20 protein-coding genes and 1 pseudogene are annotated in these 23,935 nt (G+C 54.2%); 12 read left to right on the top strand and 9 right to left on the bottom strand.

The features are described from left to right. Positions 1-10: 10 nt before the first annotated feature. From AC1ME2_RS09440 to AC1ME2_RS09430, 3 genes are all read left to right on the top strand, one after another. Entirely contained in the window at positions 11-385 is a 375-nt protein-coding gene (locus tag AC1ME2_RS09440) for a response regulator (RefSeq protein WP_480440657.1), read from the top strand. Between the two features lie 133 nt (positions 386-518). Beyond that, positions 519-1,697, top strand: coding sequence for a methyl-accepting chemotaxis protein (locus AC1ME2_RS09435; RefSeq protein ID WP_480440655.1), 1,179 nt, complete (start codon positions 519-521; stop codon positions 1,695-1,697). Then, positions 1,697-2,485, top strand: coding sequence for a ParA family protein (locus AC1ME2_RS09430; protein ID WP_480440653.1), 789 nt, complete (start codon positions 1,697-1,699; stop codon positions 2,483-2,485). Before AC1ME2_RS09435 ends, AC1ME2_RS09430 begins: the two co-directional genes overlap by 1 nt. Before the next feature lie 192 nt (positions 2,486-2,677). On the opposite strand, the gene AC1ME2_RS09425 is transcribed toward AC1ME2_RS09430, so the two are convergent. Beyond that, positions 2,678-2,950, bottom strand: a complete 273-nt coding sequence (locus AC1ME2_RS09425; protein ID WP_480440652.1) for a hypothetical protein — start codon at positions 2,948-2,950, stop codon at positions 2,678-2,680. Positions 2,951-3,251: 301 nt separating this feature from the next. Here AC1ME2_RS09425 and pcsA point away from each other — a divergent pair, with 301 nt between their 5' ends. The 3 genes from pcsA (at position 3,252) to AC1ME2_RS09410 (ending at position 5,501) form a co-directional block, all read left to right on the top strand. Then, positions 3,252-3,971: a phosphatidylcholine synthase gene (pcsA, locus tag AC1ME2_RS09420; RefSeq protein WP_480440650.1), complete on the top strand. Its 720-nt coding sequence runs from the start codon at positions 3,252-3,254 to the stop codon at positions 3,969-3,971. Positions 3,972-4,401: 430 nt separating this feature from the next. After that, positions 4,402-4,806, top strand: a complete 405-nt coding sequence (locus tag AC1ME2_RS09415) for a PA0061/PA0062 family lipoprotein (RefSeq protein ID WP_480440649.1) — start codon at positions 4,402-4,404, stop codon at positions 4,804-4,806. 161 nt (positions 4,807-4,967) lie between these two features. Then, positions 4,968-5,501, top strand: coding sequence for a TOBE domain-containing protein (locus AC1ME2_RS09410; RefSeq protein ID WP_480440647.1), 534 nt, complete (start codon positions 4,968-4,970; stop codon positions 5,499-5,501). Positions 5,502-5,566: 65 nt separating this feature from the next. Here AC1ME2_RS09410 and AC1ME2_RS09405 read toward each other — a convergent pair whose 3' ends face one another. Beyond that, positions 5,567-6,844 carry a haloacid dehalogenase-like hydrolase gene (locus AC1ME2_RS09405; protein ID WP_480440646.1) on the bottom strand — a complete coding sequence of 426 codons (1,278 nt, stop codon included), beginning with the start codon at positions 6,842-6,844 and terminating at the stop codon, positions 5,567-5,569. 263 nt (positions 6,845-7,107) lie between these two features. Between AC1ME2_RS09405 and AC1ME2_RS09400 the strand changes: the two genes are divergently transcribed. Further along, positions 7,108-7,878 (top strand): DeoR/GlpR family DNA-binding transcription regulator, encoded by a 771-nt coding sequence (locus AC1ME2_RS09400; protein ID WP_480440644.1) that lies wholly within the window; start codon positions 7,108-7,110, stop codon positions 7,876-7,878. 378 nt (positions 7,879-8,256) lie between these two features. Here AC1ME2_RS09400 and AC1ME2_RS09395 read toward each other — a convergent pair. Further along, a pseudogene (locus tag AC1ME2_RS09395) lies at positions 8,257-8,656 on the bottom strand (TonB-dependent siderophore receptor); the annotation flags it as partial. 243 nt (positions 8,657-8,899) lie between these two features. Here AC1ME2_RS09395 and AC1ME2_RS09390 point away from each other — a divergent pair. The 3 genes from AC1ME2_RS09390 to AC1ME2_RS09380 are packed head-to-tail and all read left to right on the top strand — an operon-like array spanning position 8,900 to position 11,950. Next, positions 8,900-10,087 (top strand): PD-(D/E)XK nuclease domain-containing protein, encoded by a 1,188-nt coding sequence (locus tag AC1ME2_RS09390; protein WP_458737131.1) that lies wholly within the window; start codon positions 8,900-8,902, stop codon positions 10,085-10,087. Between the two features lies 1 nt (position 10,088). Then, complete coding sequence (locus tag AC1ME2_RS09385) at positions 10,089-11,267, top strand: hypothetical protein (RefSeq protein WP_480440643.1); 1,179 nt, start codon at positions 10,089-10,091, stop codon at positions 11,265-11,267. After that, a complete protein-coding gene (locus AC1ME2_RS09380) occupies positions 11,264-11,950 on the top strand; it encodes a hypothetical protein (protein WP_458737129.1) in 687 nt (228 codons plus the stop codon). Before AC1ME2_RS09385 ends, AC1ME2_RS09380 begins: the two co-directional genes overlap by 4 nt. Positions 11,951-12,267: 317 nt before the next feature. On the opposite strand, the gene AC1ME2_RS09375 is transcribed toward AC1ME2_RS09380, so the two are convergent. The 5 genes from AC1ME2_RS09375 to AC1ME2_RS09355 all read right to left on the bottom strand — a co-directional run bounded on the left by AC1ME2_RS09375 (position 12,268) and on the right by AC1ME2_RS09355 (position 16,703). Further along, positions 12,268-13,386 carry an AcrVA2 family anti-CRISPR protein gene (locus AC1ME2_RS09375; RefSeq protein ID WP_480440641.1) on the bottom strand — a complete coding sequence of 373 codons (1,119 nt, stop codon included), beginning with the start codon at positions 13,384-13,386 and terminating at the stop codon, positions 12,268-12,270. A gap of 334 nt (positions 13,387-13,720) precedes the next feature. Next, the gene (locus AC1ME2_RS09370) at positions 13,721-14,014 is read right to left on the bottom strand and encodes a hypothetical protein (protein WP_480440639.1); all 294 of its coding nucleotides are present in this window, start codon (positions 14,012-14,014) and stop codon (positions 13,721-13,723) included. Then, a complete protein-coding gene (locus AC1ME2_RS09365) occupies positions 14,011-14,991 on the bottom strand; it encodes an integrase domain-containing protein (protein WP_480440638.1) in 981 nt (326 codons plus the stop codon). The genes AC1ME2_RS09370 and AC1ME2_RS09365 overlap by 4 nt, the downstream gene beginning before the upstream one ends. After that, a complete protein-coding gene (locus AC1ME2_RS09360; RefSeq protein ID WP_480440636.1) occupies positions 14,969-15,319 on the bottom strand; it encodes a hypothetical protein in 351 nt (116 codons plus the stop codon). Before AC1ME2_RS09360 ends, AC1ME2_RS09365 begins: the two co-directional genes overlap by 23 nt. After that, on the bottom strand, positions 15,303-16,703 hold the full coding sequence (locus tag AC1ME2_RS09355; RefSeq protein ID WP_480440635.1) for a YfjI family protein: 1,401 nt from the start codon (positions 16,701-16,703) through the stop codon (positions 15,303-15,305). Before AC1ME2_RS09355 ends, AC1ME2_RS09360 begins: the two co-directional genes overlap by 17 nt. A gap of 1,575 nt (positions 16,704-18,278) precedes the next feature. On the opposite strand from AC1ME2_RS09355, the gene AC1ME2_RS09350 reads away from it, so the two are divergent. Then, complete coding sequence (locus tag AC1ME2_RS09350; protein WP_480440633.1) at positions 18,279-21,422, top strand: metallophosphoesterase; 3,144 nt, start codon at positions 18,279-18,281, stop codon at positions 21,420-21,422. A gap of 1 nt (position 21,423) precedes the next feature. Continuing rightward, positions 21,424-21,915, top strand: coding sequence for a hypothetical protein (locus AC1ME2_RS09345; RefSeq protein WP_480440631.1), 492 nt, complete (start codon positions 21,424-21,426; stop codon positions 21,913-21,915). A 664-nt stretch (positions 21,916-22,579) separates the two neighbouring features. Here the strand turns inward: AC1ME2_RS09345 and AC1ME2_RS09340 are convergent. Next, positions 22,580-23,869 (bottom strand): integrase domain-containing protein, encoded by a 1,290-nt coding sequence (locus AC1ME2_RS09340; protein ID WP_480440629.1) that lies wholly within the window; start codon positions 23,867-23,869, stop codon positions 22,580-22,582. Positions 23,870-23,935: the final 66 nt, after the last annotated feature.

Raw genomic sequence — 23,935 nt, 5'->3', positions numbered from 1 at the left:
GAGAACCCTCATGGCAAAAATCATATTTCTCGTCGACGACTCGGTCACCATGCTGATGAGTGTCAAAGCCACCCTTGAGATGAACGGCTTCAAGGTGGAAACCGCTGGCGATGGTGTGCAGGCACTCAATAAGCTGAAGGGGGGAGTGAAGCCCGACCTAATCATCACTGACATCAACATGCCCAACATGGGCGGGATGGAACTGATCAAGAACGTCAGGGTTCTTCCAGGTTTTCGCTTCACGCCGATTTTGACGCTCACCACGGAAAGCAATGCAGCCAAGCGCGATGAAGGCAAAAAATTGGGCGCCACTGGTTGGCTGGTGAAACCCGTCTCTGGTCCCGACCTCGTCAAGGTTATCAAGCAAGTGCTGCCGGGCAGTTAAGCCTGTTTGCTGAGTGCAAATTGGCACGTAAATCCCTGCTAACAGAGAAAACCATGATGTTCTGTCTTAAGACATTTACCGATAAAGAAAAGTACAACGCGAAAAAAAGCGATATAGACAGGTGGTTGTTGCCATGTTGCTGATCCCATTTCTGAGTTCCGGCTTATTCTGGCTGATCTTGCCTTTTATCACCGGGCCGGAAGTCAGTCCCTACCGGTCGTTGATCGCCGTGGTGCTGCTGTTCGTCATTATGCTGTCCCAACTCATCACCGTTGTCGCAAGAAGGGCGTTGGGTCGCCCCAGCCTTAAGAATGCCGAGATCATCGTCCCGCGAAATGATGAGGTTTTGCACGTGGTGCAAAGCGATGTAAAGGACGCCACGCCCTATGTTGACAACATGTGTCAGCAGATTAGTGGGGTGCAGGAAGACGTCGAGCAAGGGGTAATGGCAGTGATTGGGCAGGTCGGCGCTATGCATGCTCAGTCCAGCCAGCAGATGGAGCGCATCAACCAGTCCATCAACAGCGGCATAGCCTTGAGCAATGCGACTGAGCGGCAGGCCGAGATCATCGCCGTGCTTGAGGCGCAGTTGCAAAGTCGGGTGAATGAGCTTCAGGATAACTTCGACCGCAGTCAAAGTCTGGCGGTCGAGATCGTCGCGCTAAAGCCGTTGGTGGGGGTGATCGCCACCATTGCCAAACATACCAATCTCTTGGCGTTGAACGCAGCGATCGAGGCAGCACACGCTGGCGAGTCCGGACGGGGTTTCGCCGTGGTGGCTACAGAAGTGCGGAAAATGTCCGATGAGACCGCTGCCATTGCCGCCCACATCGCAATCAAGATTAACGCTGCGGCTGAAAAAGTTGCAGTGGAAATGGCCGATTCGTCTCCAGAACACCAGCGCTCTACCAGCGACCTACGCCAGCTTATCGACGACCTGGCCTCCATGCAACAGGAGTTCAGCAGTAGTAGTCAGTTGCTTATGGGGGTTATGCACGGCGTGGAATCTGGACATCATGAGATGGTAGAGAGGTTGTCGCAGGTGCTAGGGCACATCCAATTCCAGGACGTGATGCGACAAAGACTGGAGCAAGTGCAAAGCGCACTGCTCGAAATGAACGAACACCTGCAGGGGCTGACGAGCAAGCTGATCGACCCAACCTGGGATGGCATGATCGAGGTCACCTTTAAAGACAGGCTGGCCAATCATCGCAATCACTACGTGATGGCGAGCCAAGACGTCACCCATCACTCTGTAGTTGGCGGCAAGGCCATCAGCGATCAGGGCCTGCCAGCGATCGAGCTGTTTTGATGCGCGTGCGCAAGGCAGTTACTCTCGCTATTGCTAACCGTAAGGGCGGTGCCGGCAAGACCACGGTGGCGGTCAATCTCGCCTCCGAGTTTGCTGCGCTCGGACGGCGTGTCCTGCTCATCGATCTGGACTCCCAAGGGCATTGTGCTTTCGGATTGGGGATCAAGCCATCCGATAGAAACGTGCATCGAATTTTCACCGACCCGAATGCGAGTCTAAGCCAAGCCATTCAGCCGACTGTGCTCGAAAATCTCTGGCTTGCGCCGGCCGATACTCTTTTCGATCATGGCAGTGGCGCACGCAACGACGACCGGCTTAGCGTTGCGCTCGCCATGGAAGGCGTGAGCGATAACTTTGACATTATCATCATAGATACCCCGCCCTCGTTGGACACACTGCTTATCAATGGCCTGATGGCGGCCGACCGAGTGCTCGTGCCCTATGTGCCGCATCCCCTGTCCTTCGAAGGCGTACGTCAACTCGTGCGTGTGCTGTTCAAACTGATGTCGGGGCCGAACCGGAAACTGAAACTTCTGGGCTTTTTGCCCACTATGGCCGCCGAGCACATCCGTCAGCACCGCGCAGTGACCGGCGATATGACGCGTCAGTTTGGGCCGCACCGTGTGCTGGCTGGCGTACGCACCGACATCCGTCTGGCGGAAGCCTTTGCTGCGGGTCGGCCCATCAGGTATTACGCGCCGAAAAGTCGCGGGGCGAAAGATTTTGCCATGCTTGCTGCATCGCTAGCGGTGGTGCTGATTGATACTGAAATGGGTGTTGGCGAGTAAAAAGGTGAAGGCTCTGCCATGACAGCGGTTACCCGTAAGTGATCGATTTTAAGCGACACGTTGCATGCACATATCCCCCTTTTACATCGGTTTGAAGCCAGTAAACCGACAAGTCTGCGATCTGCACTGATGCAGATGCTGATCACAAAGCCAACCCTATGGTTAGCCTCCGCCACGACTTATCGTTCGCCTTTAATTACTCTGGATTTTTTGCATCGCCTGCTCAGTGAGAGAAATGCACTCTTTCGCACCGTCATTGTTGCCCCTGGCGAGGGCGGCTTCGGCTCGATGGGCAGTGGTCTCGACATCGCCCTTCACTTGCTCATTCATTTCAGGATGGCTCACCAGAGCGTCTCTGACTTTTTGCAGGTTCATCTGGCACAGGCTGCTTTCGTCACTCGCAAACGCCGGGGACGCCAACATTGCAGCGGTAAGGAACAATCCAGCAAATACAAAACGCTTCATGGATATCTCCTTGAGCATGAGGGCTCGGCGGGCACTGTCGATTTGCGCGGGTCGCCGAGGTGCAATATAAACTCTGATCAATTCGACCTGAGCGGAGCGATTATAACGCAGGGGCTCCTGTTTTAATTTCGGGACGGGGTGAAAACACCCACTTGCCGAGAGTGAGCGGCAGACCCAAAGATTTTTTGGTGGTGAACCTTATCCGCGTATACCCGGTCGATAGTTGCAACCTAGCTAGGTTTGCCGGTAACCCCATAGAGGGTGGTAACCGGTCTGCTTCACTTCCTGGAGAACGTTCCCCGTGATATCGATTCAACGCATCGCCAGGCTAAAAGCATGGGGCGCCCATGGTTTTACTGCTACCGGTGTGGTTATTGCCTTTCTGGCGATCATCGCACTGTTTGAGGATCAGCCCAAAGCCTGCCTGCTATGGCTGGGCGTCGCCCTGATTGTGGATGGACTGGACGGTGCGCTGGCACGCAAGGTCAATGTTCAATCCGTGCTGCCGAGTTTCGACGGGTCCGTCCTGGATCTGGTCATCGACTACCTGACGTATGTGTTTATCCCGGCCCTGTTTATCTATCGCTATGTCCCGCTGCCGGACTACACGCTGCTGATGAGCGCAGTGGTCATTCTGGTCTCGTCACTCTTTTGCTTCTGTAACGTGAGTATGAAGAGCAAGGACAACTACTTTCAGGGCTTTCCCGCCGCGTGGAACGTCGTTGCCCTGTGCCTTTACATCATCTCCCCAACGCCTTGGCTAACGCTGACCACGATTATCGGGTTGGCACTCTTGACGCTGACCCGGATGAAGTTTCTTCACCCCTTTCGCGTCCGTCGATTCATGCCGATCAATATTGCAGTCACGTCCGTTTGGCTGCTGTGCAGCCTATCGTTGATCGTCAACCACCCCTACACCGACCGTTGGGTCATGGGGCTATGGCTCGCGATGTCAGCCTATTTTTTGGGTATCTGCATCTGGCGCACTTCGTTGGAGTGGCTCGACAAGTCACGCGCCTGATGCTGGCGGAGTATTTGTGACGGACAACAAAAAGCCCGCAAGTGGGCGGGCTCTGTGTCGATGGGGCCAATCCTTTGGCTAGCTCAATTTGCGCCAAACGCTGTGAGAAATTCGTGAAAAGGATGTCGCAGAAACGAAAATAAGGCACTAAGGCAGAACAATTTTGCATCGGCTGAATGTCTCCCCGGCGTACCTGGCCATGCGCGGAATCGTCAATGAGTCGAGTTAAGTTGTAATCCTCGGCAGTCCTGCCTTTGCAAACTAACAATCTGCCTTCATGGACATGAAGAATTTTTTACCGATCCCGTGAAAATTCTTTCACCTGGATTCATTTGTCTGCCCCCGGACATCTCGCCACTCTGAACCTCAGCCAGTGGGATGCTCTCACGCCTGCTGACCACATCTGCTTTCACTTGCGAGGTTTTCTTTAATGACGCTTAAACCCCTGTTACTGATTCCGAGTCTTGGTCTGGTCTGCCTGTTGTCCGCGTGTGCGGGTCCGATCCCCAAGTCCGATCCGAGCGAAGCCTGGATCAGTCTGCAACAACAATCGAACACCGATGTGCTGGCGGATCGGATCGATGGCCAGCGGGTCAGTGATGGTCGCTATTTCGAGGTCAAGCCTGGCGCTCATCATCTGCAGATGACGATGGTTGACGGGGCGAATGGCAGCGCGCTCGAGCACAGCTGCCTTGGCGAGCTTGACTACAGCAACTTTCAGGCGGGTGAGAATTACCAGATAAGCACGTCGAGCGAAGGCCTGTCCGGCAGGGCCAGCCTGGTGGATTCCCACGGCAAGCAGGTCGCGCAAAGCAAACGCTTCAGGTGCATGTAGGTCGGTGTTTTCCTAGGGGAATGCTTATAGGGACGCCTGCTGGAAAAGCATGAACTGGCCGGTGGGGTTTTGCAGGGCTTTCAACGGTTATTGGGACGACCGTGGCCTTATGTTGCGCCACCGCTTTGCTCGTCACTCATGATCAGTCCGAGGCGTTGTCGATGGGGCATCAGGTGGCCGTGTTATGGGATGGCCAACTGGTACAAGTGGCGAGCCCTGAGCAGTTGTACCGCATGCCGGTGAGCCCTGAGCTTGCCCGCTTCGTTGGCGATGCCGTGCTGTTGCCGGGCGTCGCCGATGGCGTCAATGTGGTCTGTGCCTTGGGGCAGTTGCGGCTGATGGCCGGGATGCCCGATGGGGCGGTACAAGTGTTGCTGCGGCCAGAGCAGATAAGGCTTGTCCCCGTTCATGACGGAGCAGGCATCGGTGTAGCCAAGGCCAGAGGGCGGGTATTGAAGGTGGACTATTACGGCCACGACGCCTGCGTACGTCTGAGCCTCACCGGTGATGCGGCCTTGTCTACCGTGCTGACCGCGCGTTTACCAGGCCATCTGTGTCCACGGCCGGGTGATGAAGTCGCCATCATCGTAGAGGGAGAAGTGCTTGCCTATCGCATGACGGATTCTGCGAGCGCCGCCACGACAGCGCCCCAATGGGCTCCGTCCACATCTGTGCTTGGGGTGGCTAAACCGTAAGCCCCTAGTCCTGTCGCTGCAGCGCAGCTCGCGGATGGCCGTCGACCACCCGCGAGCCATTGCCATCAAGCCAGCAGCTTGCGCTCGCTTTTGCCGTACTTGAGCGATTTTTCGTCCGGAATCATCAGGCCGGTCTGCTCATCGCGCCCCTGCAAGATAAAGCGGGCGTTCGGCTTGCCCAGCTGGTCGGCGGCCTGCTGGCTGTCGGCGCCGATCTCCCCCTTCTTCATGCGGTTGACGATCACCCCCACCGCCGTGTCGTTGAAGTCGCGCAGCATCCAGGCATCACCGTCGCTGTCGCCGGCCACCAGCACTGGGCCGTAGCCCTTTTGTTTAACCAGCACGTTATTGATGCCGACGGTCTTGCCCGGCCCGTAGTTGAAGTGCCAACCCGGCAGATAGCGACTGGTGTACTTGCCGTCCTCCATCTCCAAGCGCAGGCCGATCACGTTCTCAGGCGGCACGCCGTAGCCGTAATTGGGATGGCCGGCGAACACGCGCACCACGTCGTCGATCGAGGCGGTGCTGATATACACGTCAATGCCGTTGGCGCGCAGCGAGTGCATCAGGCCGCGGATCTCCTCATGGATGCGGATGCCATGGAAGTGGGTGTCCGCCACCACCCCTGCCTTGCCCGGCAAGGTACGTGAACTCTCGTACTTGACCTTGCGCAGCGCGTCGCCGATGGCGTAGTTATTGGAGGCCTCGGCCATCGCCTGCAACTCGGCCGTGGTCATGTTCTTGTAGAAGTACAGAATCCACTTGTAGCCGATATCCACCGGGTAGCTGTCGCAGATCGCGTCGTACATGAAGTAGAGCTTGGCGAGAAAATCCTTGTACTGCTCGCTTGCCTGGATCTCCTCCAGGCTCTTGTCGCCGGCAAGTCCCTTGTAGTTAGCGTGCAGCCAGCGGTAGTCAGCTTCCACGTCGCTGGCGATGTCTTCCATCTTGACCGGTTTGCCGTCCACTGTGGCGTAGTCCTTCATGAACGCGCCGTTCGGCACGTCCTGGCGCAACACGGCGGCGAACTCATCGGGTGTCAGCTTGTACTGCAGATGATTGATCTGGTAGACCAGTAGCGCTTCTTCACAGTCGTTCATGATGCAGGTGTTGTCCCAGTCGAACACCGCGTACGGGCGCTGTTCTGGGCGGTAGGACGCGCTCTTGACGCCGTGTTGGTCGATCACTGCCTGCAGGCGATTGACGTTGAGCGGTGACCAGCGCGCCGGGTCCAGCTCGCTCGGCGTGGCAGGGGGCGTGGCGGCTTGCGCGATGCGGGATGACAACAACGGACTTACGACGGAAACGGCGACAAGGGTGTTCAGAAACTGGCGACGCTGCATGGCATAGCTCCTACTTCTAGACGAGAGGTTACAACCGAGGCGTTGGCGAAAGCGTGTTTTGAAATAAGGACGAGGTGAAGAACACGTCCGGCCACGAGGCTAGCTCCAAATACACAAAAAAACAATAACACCACAAAATTACACAAATATGACGCCCAGACCGCGTCAGCCCAATGATCATTGGGCCGCGCCAAACTTGACAGCGACCGACGCCCCTCCACAATGCGTGCTCGGACAGCGACTCAAACAGCGGGACACCAGGTATGTGGCAAGAAGAGCGTTACCAGCGGATCCGCGCACTGCTATCGACCTTGCAGCGCGTCACCACCGACAGCATCGTCACGGAGCTGAATGTTTCACGCGAGACCGTGCGGCGCGATCTGGTCGCTCTGGAAGCACTGGGGGAGTTGAAGCGGATACACGGCGGCGCCATCCGCGTCGAGGACGAAGCGCCCATCGCCGAGCGAGCGAACAGCAACGTCAAGTTCAAGCGCGACCTCGCGCGCGCTGCGGTCAGCCTGCTGTCGCACGGGCAGACTGTGTTTGTCGATGCGGGCACCACCACGGTTATCCTCGCCGAAGAGTTGGCCAAGCTGGGCGGACTCACCGTGATCACCAACTCGTTCGACGTGGCGCTGCAACTGCGTAAACCTGTCGCATTGGGCGGCCAGCAAAACGAGGTGATCGTATTGGGTGGCTCGCTCGGCGACCGTGCTCCGGCAACGGTCGGCAGCACCACGGTGGCGGAAATTGGCCGCTATCGGGCCGACCTCGCACTATTGTCGCCGGTTGGCATCGACGCCCAGCGCGGCGCCAGCAACTACGACCACCGTGAAGCCGAAGTGGCGCGTGCCATGGTCGACCATGCCGAACGCGTGTTCATCCTGGCCGACTACAGCAAGATAGGTGTCGGGAGCCGCGTCGCCTTCTGCCCACCAGAACGCATCGACCTGCTCATCACCAACCACAAAGCCAGCACCGAAGCGGGGTTCGCCGCACTGAATGCCAAGCTGAAACGCATTGTGCTGGTGTAGTGGTGGCGGTGGTTTCGATGGGAACTGGCCTGTCGAATACAGCCCTCGTCATTGGGTCAGTTCTCGGCTGACGACCTTCTTGTCAGGCCTGATGGTCAGCACCAGCAACACTCAAATGCCAGATGCAGAAAGACCCGCGCTGGGCGGGCCTTTCAGTGCTTCGTTTGGTGGGCCGGGGTAAGTTGAATCCGTTTAGTAAGTTGTTGATTTATAACATTAATATCTAATTTGATTTTTGGTTGGAATACCAATTGGAATACTGCACTCCAGTTGACCACCCGTTTGCATTCGATCTGACCAGCACGTTTCGTAACCATGATTGGCAGTGAACTACCCATAGCTGCCGGTTGCGACAGGCAGAAATCGGCCAGGAGCGGACAGTCGTCCCTGCTGGTCGGCATAGCGGGTGAGGCCGCGTTGGAGCGGGTGGCGGTTTACAGGTAGTCCCTTCCAGGTTGATCACGGTGGCGTTTTTGAGCTGCCAGCGCAGCACCAACTCGACGTTGTAGCGCTCGCTAACAACGTGATCGCGGAAGCTGCCTTCGGTGATCTGGTTAAGGTGCTAAGTAAAGGCTGCCTGCTCATCCAGCGTGCCGTTGGCATCCAGGGTGCCGCGGCGCAGCCCCTGGTTGCTGATCTGGCTGCTGAGCACTATGCGCCGCTGCGCCTGTGGCGGCTTGTTGAAGATGCCGCTGGGGTCGCTGCGGCCGTAGAGCATGGCCGCCGGGCTGCACAGCACTTCGATGTGCTCGATGGTGCTGGCATCGGGCATGTTCGGTATGTTCACACCCCATTTTTGGGGCAAGATGGATAGTGTAAAAGCTATTTAAATCAGGTCCTTATAGCTTTTCATTCGTGTCCATTTTGTCAAAGTAAAATGGGCGCTTGGCCTGCTGAGCGAATGGAATCCCAGATCCGCAACCTTGATTTCACTGGGTTCAAAGGTTTGCGTTCTACTTGGGTTGGATGCCCCTTCCAGGGCTCCGCTCCACTGCAACACGTGACGCGCGGGTAATCTCCCATGAGCTGGTGGCCGGGCACGATGTTTTACGGTACTTTGTGCTGGCATGAGGCCATATTCACAGCAGGACGCACCCCCACGGCTAGGGCCAATATCTCCTTGCCGGTACCGTTCCTGCGCATTCATTTCGTGACAGGAACGACCATGTCAGGCGGCGAAACCGAAAAAATTGCGAGGCTTGCGGAGCTCGTTTCCAGCGACATCTTCAACTTCTTCCGCTGGAAGAAAGAGGGGCCTGCCAACCTCAACTTCGCCTGTGTGAAGAAGGAAACACACGCGCCCTTGAAGAAGTCTGAGCACACGCACCCGACTGACGTGGTGTTCAAGTACGCAGACCCTTACCTGAACAAAGCCATCTACCTTCATACCGATTTGAAAAGCTATGCGGTTGGCTCCATCACTCTGGACTCGATCAAGAAGGCCTTGAAGTCCCTGGGCAAAACCATCGACTGTGCCCGTGCTTCGCCGGAATGGCAGACTCGCTACCATTTGGCCAAGCGTGAGAAGTATGAAATTCGTGGGATGCTGTTCGTCTATAACCACGATGACGAGTACGACAAGAATTTCTACGATCACTTCAAGGATTACAAAGGTGAGAATCTGCACATCAAAGATTCTCAGCAGGTTCATATCGTCGAACCTTCATTGATCAATTACCTGAAGACGCTGCAGCTCGATGTAAACACCCTCAGAGCAGAAGGGAAATTCCCGAAGGAAAATTACACCTTCTATTACCCTGACCTCGTCTTGCACAAGGCCAGTGGTGAGTACTGGGATCGTGCGGCAACCGCAGAGCTGATCGCCTCGCCGTATATGATCATTCATCACAAAGAGGTGATGTCGTACTGCGAGAAAGCCAAAGACGTGACTGAAACGTATAGCGAAGGCTATCTGATCTATTATCGCCGCGATGGCAGCACCGAGATCGAGTTCAGGTACCTCTTTGACGCGCTGTCCAGGTTCCAGATCCTCAACGCCAACAAGGACTTGAAAATCCGAATCAGGGTTGCCAATCGCCACCATCACAGCAGCATCCTCAGCAATTTCAATGCTGCCATCAACAGCTATGTGACCGAGTGGGGCGAAGACGAAAACCGCAAGCGGAAACTGCAGGCGATCGAACTGGAAATCGTGAATCACGCGATTCCGAACTATAAGCCCGAAGCGATCGGATGGGAGCGAGACTGACATGAGAATGGGTAGTTTGTACTTTGCATCCGACAAAGCGATCTACGATGCGCTCACGCAGCGAAGCCTGACGAGCGCTGAGCTCAGGAAGGTCTTCCTCTCCAGAGGGATCGTGATCTCCAATGAATCGGACAAAAAATTCTTGGCCAATCGATTCAGTGCCCTGTTCCATGACTACTACGACTATCGGAATCTGTCGCTCCTGGTGGGTGGCCGGGACAGTCGTGAGAAAACCACCAACGTGGTCGTTACGACAGCGGTTACTAAAGACCAGCTGACCGACGCTCTCACCTCCGTCAAGGAATGGCTGGTGGATGACCAGCACGAGCAGGCTGAGGTGGCCGTCCACGGTGATCAGCTCAAGCTCACCGTCAAATACCAGAAGCTCGATCTGAGTCAGGCTGAGTTCCGCCAGGTGGTTGAGAAGACGGCGGAGGTGATCCTTGAGAAGCAGGGCAAGGGGTGGAAGATCACTGGCCCCATGAACGACAAGTTCAAGGACATCACCGATCAGCTGTATTCCCAGATCGAGATCCTGACCGAACAGGACGTCGGTACCCGAACCATCTCTCTGGAGGCGATCCCTGATGCGGGCATCAGGACGAACTTCCTTCGCAACTTGATCCGCAATCTCAAGGACATGGAGGTGGTCGATGTGGTCGACGTCTCCACGTTCAACCCTAAAGATCGAGAAGATGATGACCTGGATCTCAGTGATGATGCGCTGGTGATTGAGGATTCGATTGAGGTTGAATCAGAAGATGAGGGCGAGGAGGGGGAGGATGGCGACCCTGAAGCCGAACTGGCTAGGCCGCAGCCAGAAGCCAGTGTTCACAAGATCATCCGCATCGACAAGGCGTCCCTGAAGGGTAAGGGTGTCTTGGAGTCGAAGCAGCTGCTTGAGCTTGAAGGCCACGGGTTCTATCTGTGGAAGATCCGATGGAAAGCTCGTGAGAAGCTCTTTGGATCTGAGGTCGTCCTCTTTGAAGCTCAGTTTGGTAACCAGGCCAAGTACTGCGATTTCTCCTACATCGTCAAGGGTGTCTACAACTACAACAACGGGAAATACGCCAAGAACCTGGTGCGTGCCGAGCCGGTGTTTGAGCAGAAGCTCAAAGTCCGCTTGGAGGAGGCGGCGCAGAAGACCTTGGATGAGATCGAAAGGAGTTTGATGGCATGAAGTCAAAGCGGCTGAAACTCTGGGTTCTGACTGCTCGCGTTGACTTTCAGACCCTTGTGCATGGGCTTCGACAGCAGCCGTTCAACGACCAGAACCGGGTCGGTGTCGAGGTTATTGAGATCCTGGATGGCAAGGCCACCTTTCGGTACCACGAGCAGCGGGATATCACCCAGTCGTTCACGAACCCTCTGGGCGAAACCGTCGAATCGAGTTACTCGACGTTCATCAGCTTCGACATGGTGTTCGAAACGCTTGGGCCGGATCGCTATTCGGTCTGCATGGGTTCGCCGCCGAAGGATTTGAAGCCCTTCGTGGAGCTCATCCGAGCGGCAACCCGGACGAATTTCGCGCTGGAGATCGTGAAGCCGGACATTTCTTCGGTCTATCAGCAGCTCAAGTCCGATAAGCGCTTCACGAGAGTCATGGCCAAGCGGATCGTTTCGGGAGCGGTGACCTTCGATATCGAAAGCAGCTACCGAGTCGATATTGCATCGACGGGGAACGCGATGACGAAGTTGTTGGAGATCACGGGTGGCCGCGCGGCACCGATCGACAAGATCAAAATCGTCTACACGTACGACTCAACGCCAGTTCAGATTGAACTGTCGCGCTCAGGTTCGATAGCAGTGTCGTGGGATGATGAGGAGCATCTGCACCTGCTGACAGATCTCTTGATCCGGTAGATAGGCAGAGGTTACGAGAGGTCGAGCGGGATGTGTCAGGCCTGTCTCGGCTAGCTCGGCGCTTGGGGCGTTCACACAATCCGGCTCCGCCCATCACGCCCCTGACTGCCAGTAACCAGAAATGAGGCGGCTTTATGTTCTCGAGTGGCCCCTTTTGGCCGATTTCTGCCCGTTGCGAGAGGCAGAAAGCGACCCTTTGCAGCCATTGAACAACGGCAGCAATCGGCCAGAAATCGCTGTTCAATGGTGCTTATCAAACAGTGGGTAGTCATCTCCCGATTGCTCTCTGTTTACGGTCACTGAAGCGTCTACGAACCTCAAGGCGACGCAGTTTTCTCTTTCACGTCATAGTTTTTTTTCTTCGCAAAGACTCCGCCAACGACTGTCGGCTCTATAAATAAAATCTTTCTCTTGCTAGCTCCAGGTCCATAGGGCTGCATTCGAAAATGCCCCTTCCTCCAATGTGTACGTTTTTCTTTTACATTTCTTGCGTGATCAAATCCCGCATCAGCTTCATAGATCACATTATCCACTGGACTAATTACAACTCTGTCATATGTCTTCCGAAGCTTATCTTCAAACTTGCGAATTTTTCCTAGGCCTTTCAATGAGGTTATTTTTTTTCTAAGTTCCTTTCGTTCATTGAAAGCAGTGTCGCGGTATTGCTTGCAATTAATGAACAACAGAACCTTGGCCATGTGATTTAATGTTTCAGATAAATATCTCATGTCGCCTGTAAAGTCATCATCATGGCCGTACTTTTCCTCGACTCGACTGAGCTCCTGCTTTATTGTTCGCAGCCCATCCTGTATGTAAAATCCTTGCACTCGCAGTGCGTCATCTTCCACATGTGCTTTACCTAGTGGGGAGCCGGTAAACATCAAATCCAGAATCCTCAACGGCTTGTTCACATCCACCATTGGGCTGTCGTTATAACGCTTCATCTCTACTGAGCCCGGATTAATCTGAGTTTCAGTTATATAAACACCTTCTAGTATGTGCTCGTGTGTAGTTTCGTTATATACCTTGAGTGAAGAGTTTCGACTCTCTGTAAACTCGATGTAACAAGTTTTAAACGGAGGGCGGAGGTAATCTACTGGAACGTCATCGCCAATCTCTGTCTGTTCCAATATTTCGTCGAGAAAATTTGATGTCGTCAAGATGTTGCCATCCTGACGCCTGAATTTGTAAGAGTAAAGCGTTGTACTTAGGGCGATTCCCGCCATATGATCAGTTAAGTTTTCGGATCGATACAAAGAAAATATATCAGGCCGGAGCCTCATCATTGTCTGTGTCAAGTAGTCTATCGAACAAGTTTCAATATCCAACCCGGCGAAGACCTCGTCGTACACCTGGTCCCTCGCCTGCGTGAGCATCTCAGTATATTTAGAGCAGGTGATCCTCACCGGATGTGGCAATTTGTATGTGATGTCCATGTTCTTCCAACCTACCAGTTAAATACAATGAAACCCTTTCGTACTCGGACAACGCCGAACAATGAGATTATGACATTACGGAAGTCGAATAGCCTCATAGGATGGCACTAAGGGCTCTGGCGTCAGGCGCAGCATTGGTTCGGACTTTCAGCGGATACATTTCCATAGGCCTCTTTCTAGTTCAAGACTCTCACCACAAACATAAACAGGCGACTCGCAATGGCTTCTTTTGGCCGCTTTTTGCCGTTGCCGCGTGTGCTTCGAGCAGGTTCATCAGCAAGAGGATATCCGCGCTGAGATAAATGACGGCGGACAAGTGTGCCTGGAGGGCGGTTTATCCACGACTCGAGCGATCCATCAGCAATTGCCGGCCGTTCCCTAATCGCTTCCAGATCAGCAGAGCGGTGAGTCGATAGTAATACCGGGTGGCGCCGGAATGGTCTTTCAGGTGCTGAGTGAGAAACCACCGCACATGCTTGCGCTGCCAGGTCCAGGGATTGTCTCGCTGCCATCGCTGTTGAATGGCCGCTTGCATGATTCGGGCTTGCCGTAGGTGTCGTTGCTGGGTGGCCTTCGAGCCAGTCAGTACGCCGCTCAGGAACAGCGCCATATCGAAGGACTTGGTCACGCTCGCCCTCCAAGGTAGGCCGACACTACATCGATCCGGTTATGTCCGAGTTCAAGGCTGATCTGTTGGCGCGCCTGCTGATCAAGGTCGCGGTCAATGCGATAGCAGTGGCCACCGTTGACTGGTGCCGCGTGGCCAGTGAGCAGCTCGTAACGCTCACAGGCGTAGGCCGCGCGTAGTTCATGAAAACCCTTCAGCCCGTGTTCATGTAGCGTTTCGCGGGCGGGGAGCACGGTCTGTTGCAGGAACACGGCGTAGCTTTCGTCTCGGGCCAGCAAGTTACGACTGCGGGGCGGCGACGCACGACGAGCCAACTGCAGGGCCGCTTTCACAGCTTCATTGGCCACAACCCACCGCGGCGCTGAAGCCCCTGAGCGGCCGCCTTTGGTACCGTCCTGGATGTTGATGCGACCTAAGTGTTCGGCTTCGCGGTGCAAGCGTGGCAGGTCAGCCAGGATTGCTTCGCGCAGGCGCATGCCGGTTGCCCGGGTCAACAGAACAATCGCGGCCACCCGTTGGTGTTGTTGTTCGCCCAGCGCCTCAAGCACTCGCTGCACCTGTTGACGGTCTTGGCCATCCGGTGCGCGGGTGCGTACGCCCGAGCGCTGCTGTCCCAACGCCTGGCTCGGACTTGCGATCCTCACGTCCTGATCACCGCGCAGCGCAGCGAGGGTGCGGTTGACGCTGCTCAGGCGGTTCTGCGCGGTAGCGATGCAGAGTTCACCTTGCTGGATCTGCTGGCGCAGATACGCGACGTAGTCTTGCAGCGTCCGTCGATCGATCTGACGCGCATCGTTGTAACCGGGGCCATCCTCTGATCGACACCAACGCACGAACGCTTGCCAGCGATCGCTATGCGCTTTGACCGTGGCGAAGTGGCCGCCGGCAAATAGATCCTTTAGCGCTTGTGGGCCGGCATAGCTCAGCTGGCGGCCGTAGCCAAAGTTGCGACCATCACGCCGACCGACCAGAGCCATTATTTTCACCGTTTTCGCTTGTTTGCAGAAAGAGCAGCAGGGCTTTCCAGTGGGGGCTGAGCCTGTCCACCTGCTGCCAGTGTGTCGGGCGGATCAGGAGGGCGTTCTCGTGGTGTTGCAACAGTGCCCCTTCCTCACGCAGTTGCTCGATCAGCCGGGCTAGGTGGGTAGGCTCCAGTGGTGGTGTGGCGACAGCGGCGACAACCCGCGTCGCTTCTGGCCTGGCGCGTGGCGACAGGGTGGCGACAGCAGCGGCGACACGCCGCGATTCGGGTTGTGGTTGTTGTTGCGCCTGGTAGCGACGCACCGCGTCATTGAGGCGAAACATGGCGGACCTCGAAGGTTTTTCCGTCGCGGCTGCTCAGCCAGCGATGAGTGATCAGCGCGACCAATAAAGAGGCGGTATGGTCAGCGCTCTTGCGGGCAAAACGAGGACCGTTGCGATTGACGTCGCGGACGGTGAAGTGGGTCCAGCCTTTCTGCACCAACCAGCGCAGCAGCCGATCCGCTTCTTCGCGTCGGCTATTGACCGGCTCCTGTTCGGTCAGGCGCTGAATCTCGGCCAGGTAGTAATCCATCAACGTGGAGGCGCGCTGGATGTGTGCTTCGTCCAACACACTGGCCTCTTCAACCATGGCCAGCACGCCCGCGATGCGCAGTACATTCGCCGCGGCCTTGCCCGCGACAGGCTGGACGCCGGCCAGCTCGCCGAACTCGCCAGACTGGCACTCGATGGTGTCGTGAATATCGATCCAGGTACGACGGGCGCGGGGAGTCAGCTCCAGCGTGACAGGATTGAGTGAGCCATCCTTGTGAAGCGACCAGGGCTTTTGCAGCAGGGCGGTGATCCGCTGTTGGTAGCGCTGGACTTTGGCATCTCGGGTTAGGTCGATCGCCTTGTAAAGTCGCTGGCCGGCCAGGCGCTCGGGCCAACTGATCAGGCATCGGCCGAGGATGCCTTGGCCATTGATCACCGGGTCTTTGAACAGCTGGTTGGCTAGGTAGGGCTGCAGCATCAGATGCAGGCTGAGGCGGCGGTCATAGGCCCGCAGACTTTCCCCTGTCATGGAGCGCGCCCGGTCGATCGGGCTGCCATCCCACAGTGTCGACAAGGTGGTGATCGCCTTGAGCAGATTCTCTTTGCTCATGGTGCTGCTGCCCAAGAACTGGCCACCTTCATCATTGAACAAGCCCATGCTGGGCAAGCCATTGCACAGACTTTTGACCAGGGCCTCAATGGTGGGCTCGGCAATGATCAGTCTCGGCGGTACGGGCTCGGACAGCTCACCGCCTTTCGCCTCTGCACGCTCCGTTGAGGTTTTGGGTTTGGCCATGATGCTGGTAGCGGCGCGATAGGCTTTGAGCTTTTCCGCATACAGAGTCCACTGCTGTCGTTCCCAGTCGCGCGCGGCCTTCAGTGCCAGGTGGTCCACCGCGCTTTTGCGATCACCCGAGGACGCCACCGTCAGTAGGTAGAGGGACAGCGGATAGGTTCGGCCGTCGAGTTGGACGTTGGCATGACCCTGGCTCACCAGGGCTGCAGTGGCCAGCACCGATTGCGCCGCCATGGCGCAAGGCACGCCGATCACCTCGGCCAGTCGTTCGACCGCAGGGCCCAACAGTTCCCCGAGTGCTTCGACCGGGTAGGGCAGTGGCGCCTGCTGGTATTCCAGCAATGGTTTTGGTGGCTCGAACGCTTCGCACAGTTGCATCGCAATTCTCCCGAGATTATCGACTTCGTCCTCTCTCATCCCGCCACGGTTGTTGAGTGTTATCAGGGATCAAGGCCCCTGCGGCCTGCGAGGTTTGTCCACTTACGCGGGACTGACGGCTCCTTACTACCGGGAGCTTGGGCATCTCATGATCTGGCCTCCTGAGCACTTCCGAAGAAGTGGGCGGGTGGAGGCTGCACTGGCTGACGAGACCAATGCCGCGAGATCCTGAGTTGGGTGAAGGCAGTGATGCGATGACCGGGGCATGCCTGACTGTCAGTCAGGGGCAGTCCATTCCTTGGGCTGCGGCACCATCATCGGCATCGCTGTGATGAGTGAGCATTCGGTGTTTGTCACGCCGATTGTCACGAGGGGGAAAGCCGCAAAGGCCCGTGCGAGCAGGGCTGCAGCAGTGTGATATGCGCCCGTCTCTTTAGGGGTCAAAGAGACGGGCAACAGGTTGGCGCATGAAATGACCAAGCGGATAAGTTGCTGCAGAGCAGCCAGGAGAAGGCCTGAGTTGCCGCAGTGGGCAAAGTTGAGAAGTAGGCATCCATCACATCGCTGTGATCGTGCGAGCCGCCGGACGCTAATCGCACTTGGGGAGAACCACCACGATGTGGCGTAGCCTCAAAGGTTCTGGCTACCTGGGTGCTGTCGAGGACAGCGCTGGTACAGTTCTGATTTAGCGCTCGTTCTGCTCGCGGTCAATAGTATTTTGGGGGCGACTCTTGCGCCAATCAGTAGCGCTGGAAGACCTTGGCGGCCGGTGGTTTTCCATAGTCGGGTAGTCGTTCGTCGGTTTTTAATGCGAGCCTGCGTAATTGCATGGACTTGACCATTTGCATTGTCACTGACCAGTCAATTGCATTCGTGCTGATCAACCGTTTGCATTCGACTTGACCAGCACCCGCCGTAGTGACGACCGGCAGAGAACGGCCAAAAGCAGTCAGAAAACCCTAGATATTGAGGGCTATCGCTTCAGAAAAAATCGGGGCATTTCATTTTCTCTAAGCGGTTATGAGCAACGAAACGAATCACTCACTCAGCCACGGAGTGCCTCTGGTGGCCGAACAGTCAGCTGTCCACTGCCTCAGCAGGGGCTGCCGCAATTCAAGCAGTGCATATGCAAAGCTATGCACGAATTCCGGGTGGGCTTGGGAGCAAAGCAATTGGTCGCCAATACAGTATGCGGCGATTGGACAGAACTCGCTTCTAGCCAGTAGGGTTCTGTTCTCCAGCAACTGGGCACCTGATCCTGATGGCCGACCAATAAGCTCAGGTCTTCTACCTCTGGGCTCATCCAACTGGACTTGCTCTCGATTCGATACTGGTTGAGGCCCTCAGCCCTGCTTGGCGCGCTCGACCTTGGCACCAGCAGCAACGCCAAAGCAAGCGTCTGACCTCAAGCTGCGCCCCGATTTACTCATGCCAAAGGCTCCCAGTGAAATCTGCGAAAGGATTCTGCCCCAAATAAAGAAATGGGTTGTGCCTAAGCGTATAGGCACCTCTGGCACTGACTCAAAGTAAAATGGATAATGTAGGCATCTGGCCACCATCAAATCATGACGGAATATGAAAAAAATACTGCACGTTTCAGATATTCACGCTAGCACCACTCCACTAAAAGGGCAGTCTCGACAGTTTCTAGAGCGATTGAAAGATGTTTTTTTGGAGGACATGGGGTCTATCGAAAATGCAGATGCACTAATAGTTTCCGGAGACCTAACCTACGCGGGGAAGCAAGAAGAGTTTGAGTTGTGCAGGACGGAGCTTATTGAGCCTATTCGAGATGCCCTCAAATTAAAAAATGAAGATATATTCTTGGTTGCAGGCAATCACGATACAGGCCGGAGCGAATTCAGCTTCTCGAATAAGAAGGCTATAAGCAGTCTGCGTAAAGATTATAATTCTGATGAAATAAAAGAGCTCCAAGAGGAACTGCTTTCTAATCAGCGGCACCCCTGCACTAACTGGTTGAATTTCATAAGGCAGTTCTACAAGGGCTCCCAGAATATCGTTGAAATAAATGAGCTCTATCAAAGCTACAAACATGGCAATGTTGGCATCGCCTGCCTGAATACAGGCTGGTCTGCAATTGGCGAGCAAGACCGAGAGAATCTTTTCATTGGTGAGCACCAGATAGACGCCGCCCTAAAGAGTATTCGTGAATTCAAAGAAAAAATAATTATCATGCATCATCCCCTGGAATGGCTTCATCCCGAGGAGCGAAGGCTGCTTTCTGCAAAAATAACAAGCAATAAAATTTCCACTGTGTTTTATGGCCATATGCATGAGTTTAATGTTTTGCGAGAGTCTTCGTTCTCTGAGGACTTCGTAATGAAAATGCAGGCTGGTAGATTTGACCTGTCAGGAAAAGAAAAAAGTGGGTATTCAATAGTAAGTGCAACCCATACTGATAATCTGAAGTCGGGCAGAATCTCATTTCGCAAATACGACGAAGGTGACAAGAAGTTTTCGCCATGGTTAGATAGATGCCCGAAGGGGCAGATGGATTATGAGGCGACCCCCACAGGAGGATTCAATAGGGAGGCATTTGCTGAGGACTGTGGAAAGGCTTTAGATCGCTTCGACTTTGACTTGATGTGCAACACCGGTGTGGCTGAAGCTGAGCGAAAGCGCCTTTCCGATATATTTATTTGCCCTGCCATTAAGGTCGAGGGTTATGAGATCGAAGAGGACGGCGAGGAAAAATATATTGGCTTTGAAGAGTTGGCGAGATCGCGAGATAACTTCCTCCTGGTGGGCGGCGAGAATTCTGGGAAGAGTACCTTATTAAAAAGTTTGCTCATGGACAAACTCAAGAGTCAAGCGCGAACGCAACTAGATGAAATTGCTTTTTATTTTGATTGCAAGGGTAAGCAGCTCCCATCAAAGCATCGCATCAAAGCGACTCTGACTGAGATATACGAATCTCTACCGAGCTCTAAGCTATATATTGATACGCTGGGAAATAAAGTCATAACAGAGAATGCACTTCTGATTTTCGATGGAGTGGATGGGCTTTCTCAACGCTGTATTGATGAGCTGATTTCATTCCTTGCCGAGCACAAACAACCAAGATTTATCATATCGTGCAAGCACGCTACAGCACAAGAACTTGCAACAAAGCTGCGCACGAAGGTTTGCAGGAAATTTGTGGAAGTCAATATTGGCGGAATGAAGCGCAGCCATCTCAAAGGCTTGGTTGGGAAGTGGTTGTCTAGTTCTACCAAGCAAAATTCTGTCGCAAAAGAGATTCTGAAAGCCGTAGATAATGCAGGGATGCCAAATAATATTTTTGTGTATTCCATGCTTCTTTCTATATATGAAAGAAAACAAGGTCACTTTTCGACTTACTTGCATGAGGCGGATCTTGTTGAAAACTTCATTGAAGTCATAATGCACAAGCATTGCATTACAAGAGAGCGAGCGCCTCAATACAAGGACTTGCTGCGGCTCCTCGGCAGTATTGCTGATGAAATGGCCAAGAAAAAAATGTTTGCCCTCAAGGTTTCTGAGGTGGACGCAATAATAGTTAAGTTTAATAGAGATATTGCCCAGGACTTCCCCATTACGGCCTACTTAAACCCCGTCTTAGCCAGTGGCGTGATAGAGCTTTCTGACGAGAAGTACCGATTTAGTCAGGCATGCTTCTTTGATTATGTGTATGCGAGATACCTTAGCAATAAGAAGCCATCGTATCCTGAACTACACATGTCAATAAATTTCTTGCGCTTCAATAAAGTAATTGAATACATGTCTGCCATTTCTAAAGAGGATACTGATCTTCTTGAATTTTGTCATATGCTCACCAGTGATGCTTGGGCGATATGTGTTGAGTCGGAAAAAATTACCAATCTAAAGACGGCAGCTGAAGAGCTTCAGGAAGCGGCTCAATCAGATATCCTCGATGAGTTGAAAGAGGAGTCTATTGATAAGGCTCTTAATCATGAGCCGCCTAAGGAGCATGAAATTGATGAAAGAATGGATAGTGCTAGCCCTTTAAGAGAATGCCCTCAGAACGGCGAGTCCCACGCGAGCTGGGATGACCTACATGGAGCAACACTATTTCAGTCTTCGCTTTCGCTCTATGCTCGTGTATTTCGAGCAGCGGAGCACGTGACTGATCGCTCGATAGCTGACCAGCATTTCTCTAATGCACTCGACTTCTATCAGAAAACTATCGCACTAAACACTAGGAAATTTCAAGAGAAGCTGCGCCCGCTAGTACTCGAAAAGCTAGTTGAGCACTCTAAATATCAAGAGCTCCCGCAAGAGCACAGAAGAAAAACGACAGAAAGAATAGATGCCTTCCTTAACTTCCTCGTTGCAGCCTTCCCTAATTTTGCTGTCTCAATGATGGCTTCCGACTTAATAAACTCTAGGCAGACAGGTCGTCTCCGAGAGAAGCGCTCAGGCTCATCAGACAACTTAGAGAAAATAATCATTACTTATGCCCTCTGTGAGATTGATGGGGTTGACACTCTTGGTGAGATCAAATCGCTCATTCCTGGGAAAAGCTATGAGTACTCTTCGGTTATTATGAAAATAATTGAGCTTTCCCACATGGACTTCACCCTTAGCGAGGAGGTGAGGGCGGATCTGTTAAAACATGCAAGGTCGCTCATGAAGAATAAGATTGCCAGAAAGCTAGTAAATGACCTGTCCGAGATATCGACAAAAATATCCGGCGAACTGCTGGGGCTAGAGTCATAAAATGGAAATCGATCTCAACGTTATTGCAACTGGAGTCGCCACTCCGTGTGCGGTTCTGATTGTTAAAACACTTCTTGATTTCAGACTTTCGCATTACTTCGTAAAGTATCTTCACTGGCTTCCAGTTAGAGGTTTTTTTCGGGAGCGTCCTCCCATAATCTCAGGCAAATGGGAGCAAACTTGGGAGGCGCCAGAAAGCCCAAGCTTCAAAAATGTTGCCGATAGACACAGCTATACCAGCGTCAAGCAGTTCGGGAGATATCTTTATGCGGAGTTTGACGCCAAAGGTAGAACATACTGCATCTTTGCCACTATAAAGAGCACATATATCACGGGGGAGTGGTACGACAAAAGCGACCAGCATGCATACTTCGGCTCTTTACAGCTTAAAATTACAGATGCGAGAAATATGACAGGGCTATATATAGGGCACTCTCAGCGCACTAGCCTAGTTGCAAGTGGGGGTTGGAGTTGGAAGCGATGTTCGGCCTGATGAGCATCACGATGTGATGGGGGCAATAGCTACAATATACTGTCAGTCAAAGTCTCAAGGTCAATCAGCCCAGGAGCATAAAAGAAACCGTAGTGTATGGTGATTCTGTATCGGAACCACCTGACTGGCCGCTTCAGCCGATAGCCGTCTTTCGCGAGCGACCGCCTTGGGTCGATTCTGTTGAAAAAGTCGGCCGTGTCTTCCACGACAGAAACGTACGCGCTTGAGATTGAAGTCTTTACTTTGAGCAGTGGATTCCGGGTGCACATTTCGCGTAGCAGCGCGCAAAAAAGGCGTTTTCAGCGGTTAGTATTCGGGCAGTCTTGCAGAACCGACTTTTTCAACAGAATCGGTCGGTTGCAGTCCTTTCAGTGCTTGGCTGACACACTCGCGCTGAGTGGCACCCGTTGACACCCATCAACTGCAAACGACTGGTCAGTGGCAATGCAATTAGGTGGTCAAGTGAGATGCAATTGCGCAGAGCCCATGCGAGTGGGAATGCGGAGCCTTCCCGCCCGCATGGACTTAGTCGAAAAGGCCCCAAGAGCAAGGCTTGCAACGGCGACAGTCGCCATCTCTGTCGCCATGCTGCAGGCCAGGTATTACGCGGGTTGTCGCCGGTGTCGCCGCTGTCGCCAAATCAACCATCACTCCATCTGGGGAGTTATTCTCGGTTACCGGCGGCGTCCGGTGAGCGCCCACGTATCGGCACGACGTTGTGGTCCCTGGTTTGATTGATGGCAGATGCTGACAGGCTGCCGGTGGCCGCCTTCTGGATATGTTCACTCCACCAAGCCATCATCGGACGCCGGCGTTCGATGTAATCCGTCCGGTTGTAGGCGCTACGAACTTCGTCCTTGTCGACATGCGCCAGCGCGACCTCGATCAGCTCCGGATCCCAGCCATGCTCATTCAGGATGGTGCTCGCCATCGAGCGCAAGCCGTGGCTGACTAGGCGGTCCTGAAAGCCCATGCGCTTCAACGCCATGTTGGCGGTCTGGCTATTGGCATGGGTGCGGGGGTTTCTATCTGAGGGGAACACGTACTCTCTGTTACCGCTGAGTTGCTTGAGCGTCTCCAGTAACGAAAGTGCCTGATCGGTAAGGGGGATTGTGTGCGGCCGACGCTTTTTCATGCGCTCTGGCGGAATGGTCCAAATGCGCTTGTCGAAGTCGATATCTGCCCATCGTGTTGTGGCTGCTTCGGCAGGGCGGGTCATCGTGTGCAACTGCCATTCGATCAGGCAGCGGGTCGTGCGCTTGATGCTGGCGTTCGCGATTTCCATCATGAGCTCGGGAAGCTCCTCAGGTGGTAGCGCAGCCATGTTCTCTTTCTTGGGTTTCTTGAACACCGCCCGAATTCCATTGAGGGGGTTCGCAAATATCAGCCCGCAGTTGACCCCGTAGGTCATGATCTCGTTGAGTCGTTGGCTCAATCGTTTCACGGTTTCGAGGCTCCCTTTGGCCTCGATTGGGCGAAGGATCTTGATAACCATCGGAGCAGTGATTTGAGAGAGCGGCGTTGCTTTCATGCTTGGGAAAACATGGAGCGTCAGCGATCTCCAAATGTCTTCGGCGTAGGCTTTGGTTACGGAGTCTTTCTTCAGCTCGAACCAGGCAGTGGCCACCTTCTCGAAAGTGTGTTCAGTCTCAGCAAGTTTGGCTTGCCTTACCTCATCACGCTGGGTTTTGGGATCAGTGCCCAAAGCGAGCAACTCACGCGCCTCTGCGGCTTTCTTCCGGGCGTTGGCTAGCGAGAGATCGGGGTATGGACCAAGTGCCATGTTGATACGGCTTCTGGTCAACGGCTCGCGGTAATTGAAATTCCACATCATTGAGCCGCTCGCGCGTACTCGAAGCTGTAAGCCATCGCCGTCGCTGAGGACGAAGTCTTTACCAGTTGCCTTGACTGCCTTGAGCTGGCGATCGGAGAGGCGGGTTGCGTTAGTAGGCATGGGGGCTACCTCCAGCACCGTTTTGGTATCCTGAAAATAGCATTTGACAGTCCGGGATACCACCTG

The sequence above is a fragment of the Pseudomonas sp. ASL9 genome (assembly GCF_056680335.1).
The sequence above is the reverse complement of the archived record's forward strand: the minus strand, read 5'-3'. Positions and strand labels throughout refer to the sequence as shown.